The sequence below is a fragment of the Pseudarthrobacter sp. L1SW genome, from assembly GCF_020809045.1.
Lineage (GTDB): Bacteria > Actinomycetota > Actinomycetes > Actinomycetales > Micrococcaceae > Arthrobacter.
The window spans coordinates 3,494,735-3,515,371 of sequence record NZ_CP078079.1 but is presented as its reverse complement, the minus strand read 5'-3'; the positions used below and the strand labels follow the sequence as shown (position 1 = coordinate 3,515,371).

The window sequence follows — 20,637 nt, the reverse complement described above, 5'->3', positions numbered from 1 at the left end:
TCTAGGCGTGTACCTGCACGCCCTAATCGCTATCTGCAAGGCGCTGGGCAAGCGGGCCGGGAAACAAGCAAGAGCAAGCCTTCTCGACCATATCCGCACAGCCCAGTACGCCTTGATCACCGCCATCAAAGCATCAGTACCCCTGTCCGTATAGGCCAGGAACGAGCAAGTATTCAAAGGAGAATCAGATGCCAAAACGCACCTTGGCCGCCGCAGCTGTGGCCGTCGCACTCACCGTTACTACTGTCCTCACCGGTTGCGGCGGGGGCGGGGCGCCCGGCGCCGGCGCACCCAGCACCACGGTCCGCCTCGGTATCGGCGACCCCGCAGCCTCTTCCATGGGCGTCTCCGCAAAGCACTTCGCCGAGAAGGTTGCCGAACTGAGCGACGGCAAGATCAAGGTCGAGACGTTCCCCGATGGCACGCTGTTTGGCGGAGACCAGAACGCAGCCGTCAACCTGCTTGGAAACGGCACGCTGGACTCGACCATCATGTCCACCTCGGTTTACGCGTCCTTCGAGCCACGAATGAATGCCATCAGCCTTCCCTACCTCTTCAAGGACTCGGAGGAGGTCACCAAGTACCTTGAAGGCAAGCCGGGCAAGGAACTGCTGGGCTCACTGGACAAGCTGGGAATCAAGGGCGTTTCCATGCTGACCCGTACTCCGCGGCATACCACCAACGCGCTGCGCCCCATCACCCAGCCCGAGGACTTCAAGGACCTGAAGCTCCGCGTACCGCAGAACGACCTCTGGGTTAAGTTCTTCGGCTCACTGGGCGCCAACCCGACGCCGATGGACTTCAAAGAGGTTTACACCGCCCTGCAGCTCGGCACGATCCACGGCCAGGAAAACCCTCTGGAAGTTCCAGTCAACAACAAGTTCTTCGAAGTCCAGGACTACCTCTCCATGACGGGCCACATCTCCGACGCCCTGGTCCTCGGGTTCAGCAAGAAGAAGTGGGACTCCTTCGATGAGGACACCCGGAAGGTCCTGCAGGAAGCTGCAGACGAGACCGCTGGCTTCAAGACAAAGTATGACAACGACGAAGCCACCAAAACCCTCGACAAGCTCAAGGGCGAAGGCGTGAAGATCAACGAGCTGACGCCCGAAGCCAGGGAAAGGTTCCAGGCGGCAGCGCAGAAGGTCTACCCCGAGCTTGAGGGCAAGGTGGGCAAGGAATTCGTCCAGTCAAGCCTTGAATTCCTCGGACGCTAAGGTGGCGGGTCCAGTGCAGGAGACGAGTTCAGCGCAGGATGGAACCGCCCCAACCCGGGGGACCGAACATCAGGCGGCCGAAGACAACATCAAGGTGGTTCCGGTAAGCGAAGTCTCGGAACCTCATGGTCTGATCTGGAAGGTCGTGGATGCTCTCCTCTTCGTCGGAATCACCGCGATGCTGCTCAGCCTTGCTGCCCAGATGGTCAGCCGGCAGATGGGAGCCTCGCTGCCATGGACCGAGGAACTGACCCGTTTCCTGTTCATGGACACCACCTTCCTGGGGATGGCAGCAGGCTTCCGGGCCGCCGTGCACCCGCGGGTGAACTTCGCGGTGGCGTGGGGACCAGCGTGGCTTAAGCAAGTCAGCATGCATCTTTACGCCATCTGCGGGACCGTGTTCTTCAGTGTCCTGCTCTACAAGACCTGGGAACTGATGCTGCAGCAGTACGCCGCCGGAGAGTCCAGTCCTGCCCTGGGACTGAAGATGTTCCTGGTAACCCTGCCCCTGGTGATCAGCGCGGCACTCGCCATCGTCGCCCATATCACGACCGTCTACTTCTCCCCGTACCTGCGTAAGAGGATCCTCCAAGGAGAGATGATCGCATGAGCCTGACCCTCCTGGGCATTTTCCTCCTCCTGCTGCTGCTGGGCGTTCCGCTCTCAGTCTCACTCGGCATTGGCGTCATCGCCACGCTGCTGATCTTCGACATCCCCCTGGACCTGTTGCCCCAGTCCATGATGAGCTCCATGAACAGCTTCCTGCTGGTTGCTGTCCCCTTGTTCGTCCTGGCCGGCAACCTCATGGCCGGAGGGGGTATTTCGGACCGCATCTTCCGTGGCGCCGAAGTCATCTTCGGCCGCTTCCGTGGCGGCCTTGGCCAGGTGAACATCGCATCGAGCGCGATCTTCGGCGGCATCTCCGGTTCCTCGGTGGCCGACATCGTCAGCCTCGGCAAGATCGAGATCAAGGCCATGACGGACCACAAGTACCCGCGCCCCTACGCGGCAGCAATGACCATGGTCACCGCTACCCTGTCCTCCCTGATACCGCCGAGCATCCTCATGATCATCGCCGCCTCGACCGCGAACGTCTCGGTAGGCGCGGCGCTCGCGGGAGGATTTGGACCATCCATTGTCCTGATCATGGTCCTGATGATTGTGAATTTCTTCCTGTCGGTACGCCATGGTTACGGCGAGGTCTCAAGGACGCCTTTCAAGAAGGGCCTGAGGATCGTCCTCGGGGGAATCCCGGCTATGGGCGGCCCGGTGATCATCCTGGTGGGCATGTTCAGCGGGCTCGTCACGCCCACGGAGGCGGCCGCCGTCGCCGTCTTCTACAGCCTGTTGGTTGGCATCTACGTCTACCGGGACATGAAGTGGCGCCAGATGCCCAAGATGATCGTGGACGCCGGCCTCACCACCGGCACCATCCTGCTCATCGCCATGATCGCCGGCGTCGCCTCTTACATCTTCACCATTGACGGCCTGCCGGCAAAGGTCAGCAGCTGGTTGCTGAGCGTCAGCACCGACCCCACCATCGTCATGCTGTTGATCGGCCTGATCCTGATCATGATCGGAACCGTGATGGACAAAGTCGCAGCCATCCTGCTTTGCACACCGGTGCTCATGCCCGCGGCCGTGTCTTCCGGCGTGGATCCCATCCACTTCGTCGTCTTCCTCGTTGCCGCCCTTGCCGTTGGCCTGGTCACGCCGCCTGTCGGTGTCTGCCTGTTCGCGGCGTCCTATGTAAGCGGACTGCCGATGGAGAAGATCGTGAAGGCCGCGGTGCCGCTCTACGTTGTCATGGTGATTGCCATCGTCATGCTGGCCGTCTTCCCGCAGCTCATCCTGTGGCCGTCTGACCTCCTGACCAAACAGTAACGCCTGCCCTTAGTTCGCTGTCCCATCCAGTCGCAGAAACAGGAAAACCATGCCTCCCGGTTCCACTGGGGCGCCGCGGTCTCCCGTCCTGTTCCGTGTACCTGTACGCCCTAATCCCTAAAGGATCCCAATGCCTGAACGTGACCACCCAGCGCTTGCCCTGATGGGATTAGGGCCGATGGGGGAACCCATGGCGCGCCGGCTGCTGAAGGGCTACGGCGAGCTGACAGTCTGGAACCGGACTGCTTCGAAGGCTGAAGCCTTTGCGGGCCTGGGCGCCCGCGTTGCCACCTCACCTTTTGAGGCGGCCGCCGACATCGTTCTCACCGTGTTGCCGGACCTAAGCCACGTCGAATCGTTGCTTCCGGGAGAAGAGGGGCTGATAGCCGGATGGACAGCCCGGGATATTGCCCAGCCGATACTCGTCGTGCACGGGACCGTCTCGCCCGGGGCTGTGGCGGCCTTTGGCGAACGGATGCTCCGCGAACACGGCGTCCGAGTCTTGGACGCCCCCGTCAGTGGCGGCACGGTGGGCGCTGCCAACGGCACCCTGAGCATCATGGTGGGCGGGGACGAGGACACGTTCAGCTCGGTTACCCCGGTGTTCGGGTTTATGGGCAGCACCATCCGGTACATGGGCCCGGGAGGTTCGGGCGCACTCGCCAAAGCCTGCAACCAGATCGTGGTAGCCGGGACAGTCACCGCAGTTTCCGAAGCCATGCTTCTCGCGCGCGGCGGGGGACTGGATCCATCGGTGATGCTTGAACTGCTTCGGGGTGGGCTGGCCGACTCCGAGGTGCTGCGCCAAAAAGGGCACAGATGGATTGACGGCGACTTCACAGGTGGTGGCAGCGCCCAAAACCAGCTCAAGGACCTCAACTTCGTGCTGGGGGCGGCTAAAACAGCACACCTGGAGCTACCCTTGGCCACGGCAATCCAGGATCTTTTCGAGGACATGGTCGCCAGGGGCGACGGCCCCCTTGACCACACAGGGATACTCCGGACCCTTGCTCAGCGCAGCAGCGCTCTCACTGAGACCTAGAAGTCCCCACGAAAGGTTCCCAGCGGTGTGCTCAGAGCCTGAGTTGAAGCCGGTCCCTGGCTTGAGTGGATTGAGGCTCCGCGGCGCGCCCGCCCGCGCCTCCGCCCCCGCTGGAGACCGGCTTCACCCGCCGGAGTGCGGCGAGGATTGCCCGCCCCACCACGGCGATGCCGATGATGGTGGTGACGGCACGCAGCGTGTCCCAGCCCGCCGTCGACGTCACCAGTGAGTACAGCAGGAAGCTGCTCAGGTTGGTGGCCAGCGGAGCGCCGGGCTCGTAGGAGATGCCGGTGCCGGCGCCCACCGCGAAGGGCCAGAACCACAGGTTGGTCAGCAGGCCGAACAGGTAGGACGCCACAATGCCGTAGCCGCACAGCATCCACAGTTCGGCCTTGCCCCGGACGCGGCGGGGGAGCAGCCCGGCTCCCGCGCCCACCCACGCGCAGGCGAAGATCTGGAACGGCGTCCACGGCCCGATCCCGCCCCACAGGGCACTGGACACCGCGATGGTTGCGGCCCCAAGCAGCAGGCCGAAACGGGCACCGAACGCCCGTCCGGCAAGGATCAGCAGGATAAAGACCGCTTCCACGCCGCCGACGCCGGTGCTCGCCACCCGCACCGCGGAACCTACTGCGGCCAGGACGCCAAGCAGCGCCACCATGTGTGCGGAGCGGACCGACCCGTCGAGGGATACGACGACGGCGACGGCTGCGAGCGGCGCAACCGCCAGCGCCGCGTAGGGGAGGGCGGCCGCAGCATCCTGCGGGAGGGCCGCGGCAAGCAGCGGCCAGCAGAACGCCCCGAGGGCCAGAATGTTCGCTGCTGTGAGGACGGCGAGTTCCACACCCCGGGGCATGCGAATGTGGCGGGGCTTCTTCGCGCTGTGGGAGTCAGTTGGTTCGTCGACGAACTTGGGTGCCGGGATCCGTGATGTTGCGGCGGGCTGGGCAATGGCGGCATCCGCAGGAGCGGCTTCTGTTCCAACAGAAGGTACGACGCCGTCACTCATCGGCAGGATCCGGGCACCGAGGCCGTGGGCAAAGTTGAGGTCGTGAGTGGCGATGAGGACTGCCGCACCAGCATCCGCCGCGGCCCGCAGCGCCGCGGAAACTGCTTGGCGCGCCGCCGGATCGAGGCCTCGCGTCGGCTCATCAATCAGGAGCACTTGGGGATCGTCCATTGTCTGCAGCGCGATCGCCAGGATTCTTCGCTCTCCGGCAGAAAGGTCCCGCGGATGCTCGTGGGCAATGGGCATCGCTTCTCCGCGCAACCGGGCCAGGTGCGACGCCGCCGAACCGGGCGCGGGCGCGGTGCCCGTCCGGCGGGCCAGGCGCCGCTCGGCGGCGCGAAGCTCTCCTGCGACGGTGTCGCGGGTGAAGAGGTCGTCCGAGGCGTCCGGCACAAGGGCGACCCGACCGCCGTCGGCCCTGCCGCCGTCGTACGTTTTTAGACTTCCTTCACCGATGCCTTCAGCCAGGGCGAGTGCCACCAGGAGGGACGACTTCCCGGCCCCGTTCGGCCCCACCAGGGCCACCACTTCGCCACGGTGCAGGGCCAGGGACGCGTCGCGCACGAGTGGCTTGCCCTTGCGGTGCACAGCGAGGTTCGCCGCCGTCAGCGCGGGCGGGACGCCAATCGGTTCCGCTGGCGGTTCCGGGAGCTCGCCCGGGTGCAAAGGCGCGGAGGGCGCGCTGCCTGGCACCAGGGCGCCGCCATCGATGGTCCACCAGGAATCGGCAACCGGCGCGAGCGCTTCCGCCCGGTGTTCGGCCACGACGACGCAGACACTGGCGTCGCGGGCGAGTGCTTCAAGTACAGCGATGACGCGGGCGCGGGCCGCGCTGTCCAGGTCGGCGAGGGGCTCATCCACCAGGAGCAGGGCGGGATGATCCACAACAGCGGAGGCGATGGCGACGAGCGTGGCCTCGCCCGCCGAGAGGGTGCTGAGGTTCCGGTCCAGCAGCGTGGACACCCCAATCCGTTCGGCGACCTCCGTCACCCGGGCCTTGATGGCGGCGGAAGGCATGCCGCGCAGCTCAAGGGCGAGGGAGATTTCGTCCCGGACCCGGGTGCTGGCGCAGGCAGCGCGGGGGTTCTGCAGGACGACGCCGATATGGCGTGCGGTGTCGCGCGGCGGCGTGGCGGCGCGGTCCGCTCCGGCGACGCGCACGGTGCCGGAAATGTCTCCGCCGTCGACGTGGGAAAGCAGCCCGGCGATGCCGCGCAGGATGGTGGACTTGCCGGAGCCCGTGGGCCCGGTAATGACGGTGACTGACCCGCTCGGCGGCGTGAACCCGGGGACGCGGACGGCTGTGTCGCCGATCCGGAACTGGGCGTCGCGCACCAGAAGCGCGCCGCCGTCGTCGTTCCTTCGTTGGGGTGCCGTCCGGCTCCCGAAGCCGCGCAGCTCCAACGCCGCGGCAACGCGGCTGGCGTGCTCCAGGGTGCGTTCCAGCACGGGCACCAGTGCGCGGGGTCCAAACTTTTCGCCCCTCAGCCGGAACGCCAGGCGCACGGAGGTGACGGCATCGGCCAGCGCCGGGAGGGCTGCCCATGCCACGACGAGCGTGCGGGCCAGCCCCTGCATGGGGCCGCGGCGGGCCAGGTGCACAAAGCCGCGGGCCACATCCACGAATGAATTCAGCAGCCCGAAACCAACAAACAGCCCGGCAATCGGCAGGGCGGACAGGACTGCCGCCCACAGCCCGGGTCCGGTGACCGGGCCAAGGAAGACCACGTGGGCGTACGGGGCCGGCAGTCGCATGGCCGGCAGGTCGAGCAGGAGGGGCGAGCCAAGGCCCGCGCCGTTGAAGAGGACGCGGTAGATGACCCGCGCCGCGATGAACACGACGGCGAGAGCAATGCCGGCGCGCAACGGCGCGGGTCGGAAGGTCATGCCGCGGGGGCGGCCGGTTCGCCGTCGACGGTGAAGAGCAGTTCCAGGCTCTGGCCCGGGCTGACCTGCAGGGTGGCGAGGCCTTCCTGTGCGTACTCCCAGGCGCCGGCGTCCTTCTTGAGCCAGAGGGACCAGTAGGCGAAGGCGGCGGGCATGCCGGTGCATTCTTCCTTGTACGTGCCAGCCTTGTGCTTGATCTCGAAGTCCGCGGCGGGCACGCCGTTAACCCGGCACACCAGCTCGTTGGGGTACTGGGTGGTGCCCACGGTCTTCACATTGGCTTCTTCGAGCACCTTGGACGCCGCGGTGGGACCCTCCACAGGAACGCACACGTTCTTATCGGCCGCGGCCTGCTTCAGGGAGCCCGAATCGACGATGACCTTCACGCCGTCGCAGGGCCCGGAGGTGCTGGGCGCGGCGCTGGCGGCGGAGCTCGACGAAGCGGCTGCGGAGGAGGCCGGAGCCGAGGTGGTGGGCTGGCTGGCCGGAGCGGAACAGGCGGCGAGGGTAAACAGGAGACCGGCGGCGGCGAGGGAGCTCGCGGCGGCCGTGCGCATCTTAGTCAAAGTCACTTGTTAAGGGTAGGGCGTTGGCTGTCCTTATCCGGATGCGGTGGCGTTGTGTGACGCTGGGGGCTCCAGTGGTTCGGGCGCCGCCCCTGGCCTGACAAGCCGGTATTTCGCAGTTACTGTCAAGAGATGCACCCGGCGACGCAAAAGCTGGCCCCTGCTGATGAGGCAAACCTGGTGCTCGACCACGCCGGGCAGGTCAACGTGTTCCTGGCCGCCTGCCTGCTCGGGCCGGGCGGTTTCCTGGCTCCGGACGGCACACCGGACATGGCACGGCTGCGGGCGGTTCTCCGCGAACGGATTGCGGATTTGCCGGCGCTCCGCAAAAGAGTAACCACAGTGGGCCGCCGGCATCACTGGATGGAATCCGTGCCGGACATTGATCACCACATCCGCCTCGTAGGTCCCGTCGATGGCCTTGCGGGATTTCAGGACAAGTGTGCCGAGCTGATGGGGCAGCCGCTGGCATGGGACCGCCCGCTGTGGGAGGTCCTGGTGGTACCGGGCGCCTCAGCGGCGGGACCGGGTGTTGTGCTGCGGATCCATCACGCGGTGGCCGATGGCATGACAGCGGCGGTGATCGTGCAGCAGCTCTTTGACCCCGGGGAACCGGGGGAGCAGCCGGCGGGTGAGGCGCATGTGCGCCGGGCGGAGCAGGCGCCGCAGCACCAGCCCAGGAACCGTTTACGCCGGACCCTGGGGCGGATCTGGATCGGCCTGCGCCGCATCCAGATGACCCTGTGGGGCCACGGCGTGGGCGGCACGGTGCTGCTCGGCGACCGCAGCGCGCACCGTGGGGTCGCTTTTCTCCAGACAGATATTGAAGCCTTGGCGACGGCGGTGCGCCCTCGGTGTGCCACCGTAAATGACGCACTCCTGGCCGCCTCGGCGGCCGGCTTCCGGGCGGTCCTTGAAGCCGCCGGCGAGCCGGTTCCCGCCCGGCTTCCGGTGTCAGAACCGGTGGCGCTGCGCCGCCGTGGGGGTGCACGGAACCAAGTGGGAGTCATGCTTGTACAGCTGCCGCTCGGGGAGCCCAACCCCGATGAGCGGCTTCGGTTGATCGCCGAGCAGACCCGGGAGGAGAAGCTGCGGGCGAGGGACCAGGGCACGTTGGAGTTTATGCGCGGGCCGATCGGTGCACGGATCCTGGACCGCCTCTCCCGGAAACAGCGTCTCGTTGCCGGGTTTGTCACCAACGTGCCGGGTCCGAAAGGGACATTCCATCTCGCGGGAGCCCCCGTTACGGTCCTCTGGCCGGTTGCGGTTATCGCAGGAGACGTCCGGCTCGGTGTCGCGGCTGTTTCGTACAGCGGCAACCTGTGTTGCGGCATCCACTTCGACGCGATGCATGTGCCGGGCGACGTCTTTGCGTCTGCGATGGGCGGGGAGATGGCGCGCCTGGGCCGGTAAGAGTTCCTTGGCTCATGCCAAATCAAGGCGGACGACGGCGGGAGGGCCCGCCGTCGTCCGCCTTGTTCCTTGAGGGTACTGAGGAGGGGGCATCTTTGATGAGCAAGGGCAACGATGAGCATAGAATGTCAGACCCCCCTGCCATGCTTTGGTTATGGAAGCCGGTGTGGTTATCGATACGGGAGTCAGGGCCGTGGTTGCCGCTGCCGTTGCGTCGGTGGCCGGACTGGTTGATGAGCTTGCCGGTGTTCTTGCCTCCCCTTCGGCCGCCGCGCAGAAAACTGGCCGTTTTCCCAAGGCTGATGCTGATCCGCTGCAGGAATTTTCCGAGGCCTGCCTGGACGGGTTGAAGGTGCTGGCGAGGGTGGAGGCCGCGACGGCGGCAGCGAAGGTCCGGCTGGTGGCGGCCTATGCCGAAACCGCAGATGCGTTGGAGGGTCCGCCGGCCAGCGCATATCAGGCGTCGGCACAGGAAATGACTGTGGTGGCCGAGGTCGCATGCGTGCTCACAGTGGGCGAACGCGCCGCATCCGCCCTCCTTGGAGAAGCCCACGCCCTGACCACCTCGTTGCCCGCGGCACTTGATGCACTGCAGAACGGCGCCATCGCCTGGCAGCACGCCCGCATCATGGTAGACGAAACCGCCGGACTCACCTCCGCAGCAGCCTCTGCCCTGGAGGCACATTTCTTCGCCCCGGACGCGTCGAACCGGGTCCGCGGTGCTGCGCCCGGAGAACTGGTGCCCAGCCGGTTTCGCCGGAAGATCCGGGCCTGGCGCGAACGCCACCACCCCGAGTCCCTTGAGATTCGTCGCGCAAAGAGCATGGCGGACCGGAGGATGGAGTACGCCCCGGACCGGGACGGCATGGCCTGGCTATCGCTCTACCTTCCCGGGGACGTAGCCTTGGCCGTCTGGAACAAGTCGACGGCCCTTGCCCGCGGACTTCAAGGCCCGGACGAACCACGCAACCTTAGCCAGTTGCGCGCGGACGTTGCCGCTGGGGTGCTGCTGGGCAGCGGGAACCAGGACATCGGAGACGTGCCCTCCCCTAAGGCTGAGGTGCTCGTGACCATTCCCGTCTTCTCCCTCCTTGGCCTGACCGACGAACCCGCCGAAGTCGATGGGCTGGGCCCTGTTCCGCCATCCGTGGCACGCAAGCTGGTTGCTGACGGTGCCAACTCGTTCTACCGCGTCTTGGTTGACCCGACGGACGGGGCACCGCTGGAAATCGGGCGCACCAGCTACCGCCTCCCTGAGGCATTGAAGCGGTGGCTCAAGTTGCGGGACGGCACATGTACCTTCCCGGGTTGCAGCAACCACAGTTTGGACAATGAAGCGGATCACCTCACCGCCTGGCAGCGCGGCGGAACCACCGGGATCGGCAACCTGGGACAGGCATGCCCAAAACACCACCGGCTCAAACACCGCTCGGCCTGGACACCGACGCAGGCGACGAAAGATGAGCCACCAGGCTGGATCTCACCGAGCGGTCGATACTATCCAGCCGAACACCCGGACCGGGAGCCTCCACTCATGCCATCGGCCTGCCTGCCCGGTGCCGTTAGCCCTTTGGAGGAGGCCATCCTGATGCGCCTCGCTGCGTGATGGGCTTTGCCGTGTTGGCAGCGCCCGTTGGAGCGGGTCCTTCAGCATGGGTGGAGCTCAATGAAGACGCCGTTGGGGTTTAGGACGTAGACGGCGGGCATTCGGGGAAGCCGTTCGGGCGTAGAGACGGCGGGCGCCTGCCGCCGTCGTCCGCTTTCTTTTCGGCGGGGTTATTGACCGCCCGGCGCGCCACCGCAACCATGAAGTATGGCTGACGGCGATACCCCAAATGTCCCTGTTGATGACGATGATGTTGCGGCGGCTCACGTCCAGAGTCCCGAAAGCATTGCCGACGAAATTAAGGACGAGATCCACCTGGGACACATTGAAGACGAGGTGAGCCATGTGCTCGAGGAGCGCTTCGAGGAGGCCGGCATCGATATGCGCCCTGAAGAGGTGGACGATCTCGCCGAGGAGATTGAACGGGACGCATCGACGTGGCACCTCGGCTGGCGGCGGCTGACGGAAGAGAGCGCCGGCAGTATCAAGACCCAACCTGAGGAGACCGATGAGCAGCTCGCGAATTGCCAAAGCCATCAAGTCGGCCAAAGCATATCTGGGCGCCCATACCGACGAGGCTCGCTACCGCGATTCCGTTGCCTCGGCCGTTGTCGTGAAGGGCCTCCGCATCCGGGTCACCGGCACGGATGGCTCCTCCTTGGAGACCGACATGGTCGCCGGCGTGGGCGGAACGGGTTCGGCGCCGTCGCCCGGCTGGCTGTTCCGTGCTGCCTACGCCTCCTGCGCGGCTACCCTGATGGTGATGCGTGCAGCCGAGCAGGGCGTGGAACTGCCCGGGCTGCAGGTCGACGTGGACAGCGAGTCCGACGATCGCGGTATCCTGGGCATCTCCGAGGACGTCAGCGCCGGCCCGGCCAGCATACGGGTGGCCGTTCGGGTAGGGCCTGCCGCCGATGAGATGGCCGTCCGGAAGATCGTGGAGTGGGGCCTGAAGCACTGCCCCGTCGATGATGCAGTGCGCCGGCCCGTCCCGGTGGAGCTTTACCTCCGGATCGGCTAGGCGGGAACTCGCACACCCCAAAGCTGCGCGCCGTAAGTCCAGCCGGACTAGGGGCGCTCGTCGATACGGCACCATTCGGCAATAAACAGGGCGATGCTCTTGGTGATGCTGCGAATCGACTCCACTGACACGCGCTCGTCGAAGCCGTGGATCGCCTCCGAAACAGGGCCGTAAACCAGCGCCGGAGTATCCGCATAAAGGCTGAAGACCCGTCCGTCCAGGTAGCCCGGAGTGGTGAAGCTTTCCAAGTCGCGGCCATACACGCGCCGGTGCGTTCGTTCCAACAGAGCCTCGGCATCACTCCCCGGTTCCAGCACGTAGCCTTCTGAGAAGAAGCCGGTCTTCGTGGCGACAGCGTTGATCGGAGCCTCGCCGCCGGCCAGCAGGGCGAGGCATTCCTGGAGTTCCGCCCAGGCCTCTTCCGCGCTGGTGCCCGGATACAATGCCGCCCGCACGTCGAACTCGCACCACGCAGGCACGCTGGAAGGCCAGTCCCCGCCCGCGATGCCGCCGAAGTTGAAGTTAATCGGGTGCTCCAGATTTTCGAAGTACGGGTGCGACCCGCGGTCCGCATTCCACTTTTCCTCGACCTCCCGCAAGGCGGACATGGCTGTATAGGCGGCGTCAATGGCGTTGAACCCGGTGTTCATCTCGCGCGGATGGGTCGGGCTGCCGGTGACCCGTACTTTGAACCAGAGCACGCCGACGTTGGCGCGCACCAGCATGTCATCCTCGGGCTCGGGAATGATCACAGCGTCTGCGCGGTAATTGCGCATCAGGGCGGCAAGGGAACCGTTGCCGGTGCATTCTTCCTCCACCACGGACTGGAAGTGGATGCGGCCCGCGGGTTCAAATCCGGCGGCCCGTACGGCATCGAACGCGAAGAGGTTCGCGGCGAGCCCTGCTTTCATATCCCCGGCACCCCGGCCGTACATCCAGCCATCGATAATGGGAGCGTCCCAGGGGGACCGGGACCAGGACTCGGACGGACCTTCGGGAACGACGTCGACGTGTCCGTTAAGGATCAGGGAGCGGCCACGTTCCGTGGCAGGCCGGTAGGTGCCCACCACGTTGGTGACCCCTTCGTATGAAACGGTCACCGCGCCATGGCCTTGATGCGTTGACAGGTCTTCGGCGTTCAGCTCCCACCGGTCCATCTCAAGGCCGCGGCCGGCCATGGCTGCATGCATCAGGTCCTGGGCGCTGCCCTCCCTGGTGCGCAGTGATGGGTGCCTCACAAGCTCCTGCGTAAAGGAGAGTTGGGCATCGAAGGCCGCGTCAACGGCGTTCAGGATCCGCTGGGTGTGGTCGTCACTGATCATGTTCGTTCTCCTAAAGAGTGGGGAGCCGTCCGGTGGACGGCTCCCCACTTGCTGATGGTTGAGCTCGCATCGTGCGGCCGCGTACCTAAGATCCGCGGCCGGCGGCGTTAGCTGCTGGCAACGAGCCTCTTGTCCTGAACGCGCAGGTGCTCGCCGAGGAAACCGCCGACGGCAGTGAGCAAAGAGATGATTACCAGGATCAGCGCGGCGCCCCAGGACTGGTTGCCGGAGATTCCAAGCATGGCGGTGGCCAGCAGCGGCATGAAGCCGCTCGTGGCGCCCGCAATGTTGTAGCCCAGGGCCACACCGGAGTAGCGCAGCTTTGGCGTGAACAGTTCGGTCAGCAGGGCGCCGTTTACGGCGTAGGCGACCGCAATGAGGATGATGCCTATGGTGATGGCCAACGTAATCATCAGCGGGGACTTCGTGTCGATCATGGCGAAGAGGGGGAAGGCCATGATTGCGCTGAGGATGCCGCCCCACATAGTGACCTTGCCCGGCCCGATCTTTTCGGCCAAGCGGCCCATAAAGAAGGTCACGACGATCTGGGCGGCCGCCGCCACCAGCGTGGCGTTAACCATGACGCCGCGGTCCACGCCCAGGGTGTTTGAGCCGTAGCTCACCACAAACGTGGTGATCATGTAGAAACCGCCGACGCCGAGCAGTGCGGCGAGTACTGCCACGACCAGGCGGCCGCCTGCATGGCGGAAGACTTCAAGCGCCGGGACCTTGGCTGTTTCGCCTTCGGCAAGGAGGTCCTTGAAGATGGGGGATTCCTCGACCTTCAGCCGGATCCAGAGTGCAACGCCCAGCAACGGGAAGGCCAGGAGGAACGGGATGCGCCAGCCCCAGGCGTCGAAGGCCTCAGACGGGAAGAGCAAAACCACCGCGAATGCGCCGGAGGCCAGCAGGGTAGCGACCGGCGAGCCGACCTGGACCAGCGCTGCATACCGGCCGCGCTTTTCCACCGGCGCGTGCTCAACGGCCATGGTGACTGCACCGCCCCACTCGCCGCCCACTGCCAGCCCCTGGACCAGGCGCAGCACTGCCAGCATGATCGGCGCTGCCAGGCCGATTGTCCCAAAGTCCGGCAGAAGGCCGATGAAGGCTGTGGCCACTCCGATCATGACGATGGTTGTCAGCAGCGCCGGCCGGCGGCCGTAGCGGTCGCCGATGTAGCCGAAAATAACGGCACCGATGGGACGGGCTGCGAAGCCAACGCCGAAGGTGGCGAAGGAAGCCAGCAGCGCGGCTGTGGGATCCATGTTGGTGAAGAACAGCCGGTTGAATACGAGCGCAGCTGCCGTGCCGAAGAGGTAGTAGTCGTACCACTCCAGCGCCGTCCCAACGAATGCGGCGCGGGCAATCTTGCCCGCGTCCTTCCCGGAAACGGCTGGCGGTGCACCTGCCGCGGCGGGTGCTGAAGGTGAGGTCGTCACTGTTGGGCCTTTCGGACGTGTGTTGGGGATTCGCATCGGCGCTTCCATGGCGGTCGACGGGCCGAGGGCTGTGGAGCTCATACGGAGATGCGATGGTTATTCGAGATTAGGAGAGTGCTATATCCCTGAACAATGACAATTTCCACCGGGTTTTACGGAACGGATTGGGCATTTTCACAAAGCGCCGGTGGAGGCTTCGTATCGGCTGAGCGAGACGAGTGCCAAGGCGGCCTGCGCTGGCACTGTCAGGTCAAGCCCAATCACATCCTGCAGGCTGTGCAGGCGGTTCACTACGGTGTTCCGGTGGCAGTACAGTTCCGCAGCGGTCTCCTTGATCGATCCGGTCCTGGCGTAACTGCGCGCGACCTGAAGCAGGCGGTGCCGTTCGTGCGGACTGCAGCGGTCCAGCGCATGCTTCACGGGATCGGAAAAGCCCGGGAGGGTGTCTTCCAGCAGTCCGGAGGCGATCCGCATCCATGCGTCCTGCATCGTGGAGAGGCCTGAGCCGGTGCCGTTCTGCTCGGCCAGTGCCAGCGCTGACGCCGCGGCCGCCGGAACAGATGCAAGCCCCATGACGTCGGGCACGTAGCCCGCGGGGAATTCCGGGTGCTCCTGCTGCCAGGTCTTCCCTTTGCGCTGGTGGCGGAAGAGATAAAGGGATCCGGCGTTTTCATACAGGCACGTGCGGTAGTCGGAGGCGTACTGGCGCTGGGCTTGCGGCAGTGACTTTGACGTCACTGCCAGCACTTCAAAGGTCCCGTTGGCATCCAATCCCAGTGCCCCGGCCATGTCCTCGACTTCATTCGGGGAGTCAAGATCGGTGTTGAACAACCGGGACAGCAGCCTCTGCCGATACAACTGCCTGTCGCGGGTAAGGAGCGCTTCCTCTTCCGCGTAGGCCTGTTGGATGTTGCTGACGTAGCCCTCGACCGTATCCAGGATCCGGTCCATGTTGGCAACCAGGGCGCCTACTCCCTCTTCGCCCGCGACCCGTTCCAGCCCCTTCCACAGGACACGGAAGTCATTGCGGACAGCTTCAAGGAAGGCATCCAGCGGGACCCCCTGGCGTGCACGACGGATGGCCACCTCCCGGGGAAGGGCCTTCAGGTCATCCGGAAGTTCGAGGCCCGCCATCTGGAGCAGGAACATGTCCATGGTGTCCACGGCGGTGCGGTGGACGTCCCATTCCGGAACCTGGGCATCCCCGTAGGAAACCGCGGAGAAGCGCTCCAGGAAGTCGGATACCAGCAACCGGCGCTGATCCCACAGTTTCTGAATCAGATCGGTCCACTCCGGTTCGCTGGAGCCATGTAGGCGGAACTCCCGTGGTGGCGCCGGAGGGCGGCCGGGTTCGCCCTGTGTTGTGGCTGTCATGCAACTATTTTATGCAAAAGCTCAAATATTGGCTCCAAACCGGCGGTTTTTGTCCATTGGGTGCTGCAATGTTCCAGGGTTGAATGATACGGCAGCAGCTTTAACGCAACCCGACCCTGGGCCACATCCGGGACGACCACCAATGAGGATCCATGCCCTTCGATCTCCTGATCCACAATGCCCGCATACTGACGCAGGACCCAGCCCGGCCGCGGGCGAATAGCCTGCTCATCCATGACGGCAAGATCCTTGCGGTGGATCCCGACGGCGATCTTGCCAGGTATGCCCACAGCGTCATCGACGCGGACGGGACAACGGTTGTTCCCGGGTTCAATGACGTCCATGCGCACAGCGTGTGGTTCGGCCTCGGGCTGATGGAGGCGAACCTTGGAGAGGCCGCAAGCCTTGAGGACGTGTACCGCATTGTCGCCCGGGCCGCAGCAGGGCTGGCAACGGACGAGTGGGTGGTGGCCTCGGGCTACAGCCCTCTGCTGCTCGGGGGCCAGCAGCCGGACCGGGACCGCCTGGACGCGGCGGCCGGTGGCCGTCCGGTCTGGATCAAGCACTCCTCGGGCCATGCCTGCACCCTGAACGGCGCCGCACTGGCGCGGGTGGCAGCCGGTGCGGACCTCACCGGGCCCATTGACGGCGGGCTGGTGGTCATGGATGCGGACGGTCGTCCTACCGGGCTGCTGGAAGAAAATGCCATGCGGCTGGTCCAGGACATTATGCTGCCGTATCCACTGGAAACCATTGAGCGGGCACTGGACCTCGCCACCACGCACTATCTTTCTGAAGGAATCACGAGTGTCACCGACGCTGGCATTGCCGGCGGCTGGATCGGCTACTCGCCCCGCGAGTTTGCCGCCTACCAGAACGCCCGGGACAAGGGCCTTCTCAGCGTCCGGATGCAGACGATGATGGTCCTGGATGCTCTCCACACCGTTCCTGGCCACTCGACTGACCCGGTGTCACGGGGTCTTGATGCCGGCATACGGTCCGGCCTGGGAGATGAGTGGCTGAGGCTGGGGCCGGTCAAGATTTTCAGCGACGGATCCCTCCTGGGCAGTACCGCCTACATGACCGAAGACTATCTCGGATGCCCGCACAACCACGGATACCTGCAGATGGGTGCGGACGAGCTGCGCTCCTCGGCGCTCGAGGCTTACCGGGCGGGCTGGGCCATCGCGATGCACGCTATCGGGGACCATGCCGTTGACCATGCCATAGAGATTATTACTGAGGCCCAGGAAAGCTACGGGCTCAACGGATTGCCCAACCGGATCGAGCATGGCGGCGTGGTCCGCCCCGAGCAGCTGGACCGGATCGCCGCCGCCGGCATCGTCCTTGTGCCCCAGCCGCACTTCATCACTGAGTTCGGTGACGGGATGGCCGGGCTGTTGGGGCCGAGGAGGACGGCCTGGTCCTACCGGGCGAAGAGCCTGCTGAATCGGGGCGCGGTACTCCCTGGAAGTTCAGACCGCCCCGTCTCCAAAGGCCGGCCCCTCGATGTCATGCAGTCGTTCGTGGAGCGGCGCACGCCATCGGGCGGCATCTACGGCCCGGATGAGCGGATCAGCGCAGCCGAGGCGCTGTCCGCCTATACCACCGGTTCCGCGGCTGCGACGGGAACAGCTGACGTCAAAGGGCGCCTGGCCCCGGGATTTCTTGCCGACATTGTGTTCCTGGACCAGGACCCCACCGCCGTGGCGCCGTCGGACATCGCGAGCACTGAAGTCTTGGCCACGGTGGTAGGAGGCGAGATCCGCTTCGGACACCTGAACGTGCCCGTCAGGACCAGCGGGGCAGAGCTTGAACCAGCATTGACAGGGAAGGAAACCCGATGAGCACTACTGATACTCAATTCCTGGAAGATTTCGCGGAAATGTCCCGCTTTGGTGCCACACCCGGCGGCGGCGTGGACCGGCAGGCGGGCACCCAGGCCGACCACGCCACCCGGAAATGGTTCGGTGACTGGCTGGCCCGGCACGGATTCGAAGAAACGGTGGATGACGCCGGCAACCAGTTCGGGACCGTTGAGCTGAATCCCGGCGCACCGTACGTTTTGGTGGGCTCACACCTGGACTCGCAGCCCTTGGCGGGCCGATACGACGGCGCCTATGGTGTGCTGGCCGCAGCGTACGCATGTGCTCGTGTGGCTGAGGAATTCGGGGCCGGAACCCAGGCGCCCGCCTACAACCTGGCGGTGGTGAACTGGTTCAACGAGGAAGGCAGCCGGTTCGCCCCGAGCATGATGGGAAGCTCCGTTTTCACGGGGAAGATGCCATTGGAGAGTGCCCTGGCCACTACCGATGGCGGAGGCATAACTGTCGGCCAGGCCCTTGCCGGGGGGCACCGGAGGCCGGATGGGAAAGCGCCTGGACTGGCCAGCGTCGCACTCTACGCCGAGATCCATATTGAGCAGGGCAGGACGCTGGAGGAGAGCGGAACCGACGTGGGGATCGTCCACCGGACCTGGGCCGCCAGCAAGTACCGTGTCACCGTCGATGGAGCCCAGTCCCACACCGGCGCCACCCGCATGGAGGACCGCCGTGACGCGCTCTATGGGGCAGCATTGGTCATCACGGCCGCGCGTGAACTGACCGCTGAATTCGAACCTGGTTTGCTCCACACCTCCGTTTCGGAAATGAACGTGCTGCCTAATTCTCCGGTGACGGTTGCCCGCCAGGTGCTCATGAACCTGGACCTCCGCTCCCCGGACGAGGATGTGCTGGCCCGGGCTGTTGCGCTGTTGGACAAGCGGATTATCGACGCCGCGGAAAGCTCCCGGACCGCCATCGCCCTGGAACTGACGCACAGCTGGGGACTCGTGGGCTACCAGCCCGCCGGCGTGGAACTGGGCAGGAAAAGCGCTGAGCATCTGGGGTTCACCCACGCCGATGTCATGACCGTCGCAGGCCACGATTCGACAAACCTGAAGGACGCGGTGCCCACGGTGATGCTATTTGTGCCGAGCGTGGAGGGCATCTCCCACAATGAGGCCGAATACACCCGCGATGACGACGCGCTCCGCGGGATGGAGCTGCTCACCGAGGTGACGCGCAGGCTGGCCCGGGGGGACTTACGAAAGGAGAATCCGCGTTAAGAAGAGCACTGATGTTGCCATCTCCACACGTGGACTTGCCTGCTAAAACCGGGTGGTGCCGCGCAGTTTGCGGGGGCGGCCGTCCGGGTCCACGAAAAAGCGGTTGGCGGGAGCCGCCCAGAGACGCTGCAGGGGCGTCACCGGTTCCGTAACGTGGTGCCGTGCATGTCCTTTGGGGCGGGGCCCGTGGCTTCCGGGCTTGTGCCACTCGTCCAGGGCATCGGCGGCGGCATTCCACAGGCTGAGGCCGTCTGCCGGATCGTTGAGCCGGGGGTCATCCTGGTCCAGGCCCAGGTGTTCGGCCCAGAGCTGGAGCCGGAGCGAGTGGGGCAACGGACGGGAAGAACCCGGACCCGTGCCAAGGCCGGGCTCGCCACGCTGGCCGGCAGAGGTGTCAATGACCGCGCAGGTCAGCTCGCTGTCCGTGGTCCAGGACCGGCGGTTGAAGTTGTCCGACCCGCAGGTGAACCAGGTGTCGTCAATGATGCAGACCTTGGCGTGGACATAGATGGGAGTCCCGGCCCTGTTCTCGAGGTTGAACACCCCGAATCTGTCCGGTGCCGCGCGGCGTATTGTCTCAATGGCGCGCAGCTGGCCCAGCCGCTTGGGCGGCCCGCCGAGCGCACCGTCCGAATCCGGGTAGCGCGGCACCACGGCGATCACGTTCAACCCGGGGTTCTGCTCGAGGGCCGCCGCGATTCCGGCTGCCACCTCAGCCGACCACAGGTACTGGTCCTCGATGTAGATCAGGGAACGGGCCAGGGAGAAGGCCTTGGTATAGGCCTGGGCCACGCTCCGCTCACCACCCGGGGCGAAGGGGAACGGCGGATGCTTCACGCCGTAGGTCCGCAGCAGCTGCACGGCATGGGGGCCGGCCGGCGGCGGCGGCGGCGCAGTCTCCGGCAGTGGTTTGGGATGCCGGGGCATGCCTGCCAGCCGCTGCAGCAGCATCCGGTACGGCGTGCGCCGGTCCAGGGGATGGGGGTCGTTCCACCTCTCCGCGAACAACTCCAGCACATCAGCCACCACCGGGCCCCGGAGTTCGAGGGCGGCGTCGTGCCACGGAGGTTGTTTCCCGTACCGGGGATCCATCTCCACCGCCTGCGGATCACCCATGTGGTTGGCGTCGTCCCGGCGGCTGTGGGACAGGTCGATTCCGCCAACGAACGCGACGTCCCGCGAAGGGTCGTTGCGGTTGCGGATGACGAACAGTTTCTGGTGGTGGCAGCCGAAGAGGCGCACCCGCTGGTCCAGCAGCACTTCGCCGCCGGCGTCGTTGATCTGGCGGCTGAGGTGTTCGTTGGACAGGTTGCTCATGGGGGCAGAGACCCGCTCTCCGTGGGACCTCCAGACCAGGCCGCGCACTTCCACTCCCGCCCGGGCCAACCGCGCCAGCAACTCGCCGATCGTCGGCCCGTCGTCCGTAAGCTTTTCGTCGCCGTCGCCTCGCCAGTCGGTGAACCATACACGGTCGCCCGGTTGAAGTGCGGACAGCTCCTCATGGAGCCGGGCGAAGTAGGCTGCCCCATGAACCAGGGGCCGCACCAGGTTGCCCTCAGACCAGGCCTGCGATCCGGCACCTTCCGCGTGCACGCTGGTGGCAGCATGTGCCCGCTCAGCACCACTCAAGAACCAGTAACCGGCACTACTGTCCACTCGATGTTCCCTTCGAGGCCCAAGGCCGCCCTCATTGTCCGCCCTGGTTAGTAGCCTACGACGGTGTTGACCAATGTCACCGGCGCTTGATGGGA

General features: G+C 65.4%; 16 protein-coding genes. 9 read left to right on the top strand and 7 right to left on the bottom strand.

Translation table 11 applies throughout. The annotated features are described in order from the left end of the window. Nucleotides 1-188 precede the first annotated feature (188 nt). The 4 genes from KTR40_RS16335 to KTR40_RS16320 all read left to right on the top strand — a co-directional run bounded on the left by KTR40_RS16335 (nt 189) and on the right by KTR40_RS16320 (nt 4,143). Nucleotides 189-1,217 carry a DctP family TRAP transporter solute-binding subunit gene (locus tag KTR40_RS16335; protein WP_139030501.1) on the top strand — a complete coding sequence of 343 codons (1,029 nt, stop codon included), beginning with the start codon at nt 189-191 and terminating at the stop codon, nt 1,215-1,217. A 145-nt stretch (nt 1,218-1,362) separates the two neighbouring features. After that, nucleotides 1,363-1,827, top strand: a complete 465-nt coding sequence (locus KTR40_RS16330) for a TRAP transporter small permease (protein ID WP_139030500.1) — start codon at nt 1,363-1,365, stop codon at nt 1,825-1,827. Beyond that, on the top strand, nt 1,824-3,101 hold the full coding sequence (locus KTR40_RS16325; protein WP_139030499.1) for a TRAP transporter large permease: 1,278 nt from the start codon (nt 1,824-1,826) through the stop codon (nt 3,099-3,101). The genes KTR40_RS16330 and KTR40_RS16325 overlap by 4 nt, the downstream gene beginning before the upstream one ends. Before the next feature lie 130 nt (nt 3,102-3,231). Continuing rightward, nucleotides 3,232-4,143 (top strand): NAD(P)-dependent oxidoreductase, encoded by a 912-nt coding sequence (locus KTR40_RS16320; protein WP_139030498.1) that lies wholly within the window; start codon nt 3,232-3,234, stop codon nt 4,141-4,143. Nucleotides 4,144-4,174: 31 nt separating this feature from the next. Here the strand turns inward: KTR40_RS16320 and KTR40_RS16315 are convergent, their stop codons facing one another. Then, nucleotides 4,175-7,039, bottom strand: a complete 2,865-nt coding sequence (locus tag KTR40_RS16315) for an ATP-binding cassette domain-containing protein (protein WP_228404408.1) — start codon at nt 7,037-7,039, stop codon at nt 4,175-4,177. Beyond that, nucleotides 7,036-7,611, bottom strand: coding sequence for a hypothetical protein (locus KTR40_RS16310; RefSeq protein WP_228404407.1), 576 nt, complete (start codon nt 7,609-7,611; stop codon nt 7,036-7,038). The genes KTR40_RS16315 and KTR40_RS16310 overlap by 4 nt, the downstream gene beginning before the upstream one ends. 126 nt (nt 7,612-7,737) lie before the next feature. On the opposite strand from KTR40_RS16310, the gene KTR40_RS16305 reads away from it, so the two are divergent. Then, complete coding sequence (locus KTR40_RS16305; protein ID WP_228404406.1) at nt 7,738-9,018, top strand: wax ester/triacylglycerol synthase domain-containing protein; 1,281 nt, start codon at nt 7,738-7,740, stop codon at nt 9,016-9,018. A gap of 154 nt (nt 9,019-9,172) precedes the next feature. Then, nucleotides 9,173-10,624 (top strand): HNH endonuclease signature motif containing protein, encoded by a 1,452-nt coding sequence (locus KTR40_RS16300; RefSeq protein ID WP_228404405.1) that lies wholly within the window; start codon nt 9,173-9,175, stop codon nt 10,622-10,624. Between the two features lie 57 nt (nt 10,625-10,681). Here KTR40_RS16300 and KTR40_RS16295 read toward each other — a convergent pair whose 3' ends face one another. Further along, nucleotides 10,682-11,161 (bottom strand): hypothetical protein, encoded by a 480-nt coding sequence (locus KTR40_RS16295; RefSeq protein ID WP_228404404.1) that lies wholly within the window; start codon nt 11,159-11,161, stop codon nt 10,682-10,684. On the opposite strand from KTR40_RS16295, the gene KTR40_RS16290 reads away from it, so the two are divergent. Next, the gene (locus tag KTR40_RS16290; RefSeq protein WP_228404403.1) at nt 11,133-11,645 is read left to right on the top strand and encodes an OsmC family protein; all 513 of its coding nucleotides are present in this window, start codon (nt 11,133-11,135) and stop codon (nt 11,643-11,645) included. The two genes, KTR40_RS16295 and KTR40_RS16290, sit on opposite strands and share 29 nt — an antisense overlap. Before the next feature lie 47 nt (nt 11,646-11,692). Here KTR40_RS16290 and KTR40_RS16285 read toward each other — a convergent pair whose 3' ends face one another. The 3 genes from KTR40_RS16285 to KTR40_RS16275 form a co-directional block, all read right to left on the bottom strand. After that, nucleotides 11,693-12,967, bottom strand: coding sequence for an ArgE/DapE family deacylase (locus tag KTR40_RS16285; protein WP_228404402.1), 1,275 nt, complete (start codon nt 12,965-12,967; stop codon nt 11,693-11,695). A gap of 107 nt (nt 12,968-13,074) precedes the next feature. Beyond that, nucleotides 13,075-14,406 (bottom strand): MFS transporter, encoded by a 1,332-nt coding sequence (locus KTR40_RS16280; RefSeq protein ID WP_228404401.1) that lies wholly within the window; start codon nt 14,404-14,406, stop codon nt 13,075-13,077. 174 nt (nt 14,407-14,580) lie between these two features. Continuing rightward, complete coding sequence (locus tag KTR40_RS16275) at nt 14,581-15,780, bottom strand: helix-turn-helix domain-containing protein (RefSeq protein ID WP_228404400.1); 1,200 nt, start codon at nt 15,778-15,780, stop codon at nt 14,581-14,583. A 152-nt stretch (nt 15,781-15,932) separates the two neighbouring features. Here KTR40_RS16275 and KTR40_RS16270 point away from each other — a divergent pair, with 152 nt between their 5' ends. Both KTR40_RS16270 and KTR40_RS16265 read left to right on the top strand, forming a co-directional pair. After that, complete coding sequence (locus KTR40_RS16270; RefSeq protein ID WP_228404399.1) at nt 15,933-17,627, top strand: amidohydrolase; 1,695 nt, start codon at nt 15,933-15,935, stop codon at nt 17,625-17,627. Continuing rightward, nucleotides 17,624-18,886 (top strand): M20 family metallo-hydrolase, encoded by a 1,263-nt coding sequence (locus tag KTR40_RS16265; RefSeq protein ID WP_228404398.1) that lies wholly within the window; start codon nt 17,624-17,626, stop codon nt 18,884-18,886. Before KTR40_RS16270 ends, KTR40_RS16265 begins: the two co-directional genes overlap by 4 nt. A 42-nt stretch (nt 18,887-18,928) precedes the next feature. Here KTR40_RS16265 and KTR40_RS16260 read toward each other — a convergent pair whose 3' ends face one another. Then, nucleotides 18,929-20,479, bottom strand: a complete 1,551-nt coding sequence (locus KTR40_RS16260; RefSeq protein WP_228404397.1) for a phospholipase D-like domain-containing protein — start codon at nt 20,477-20,479, stop codon at nt 18,929-18,931. Between the last annotated feature and the right edge of the window lie 158 nt (nt 20,480-20,637).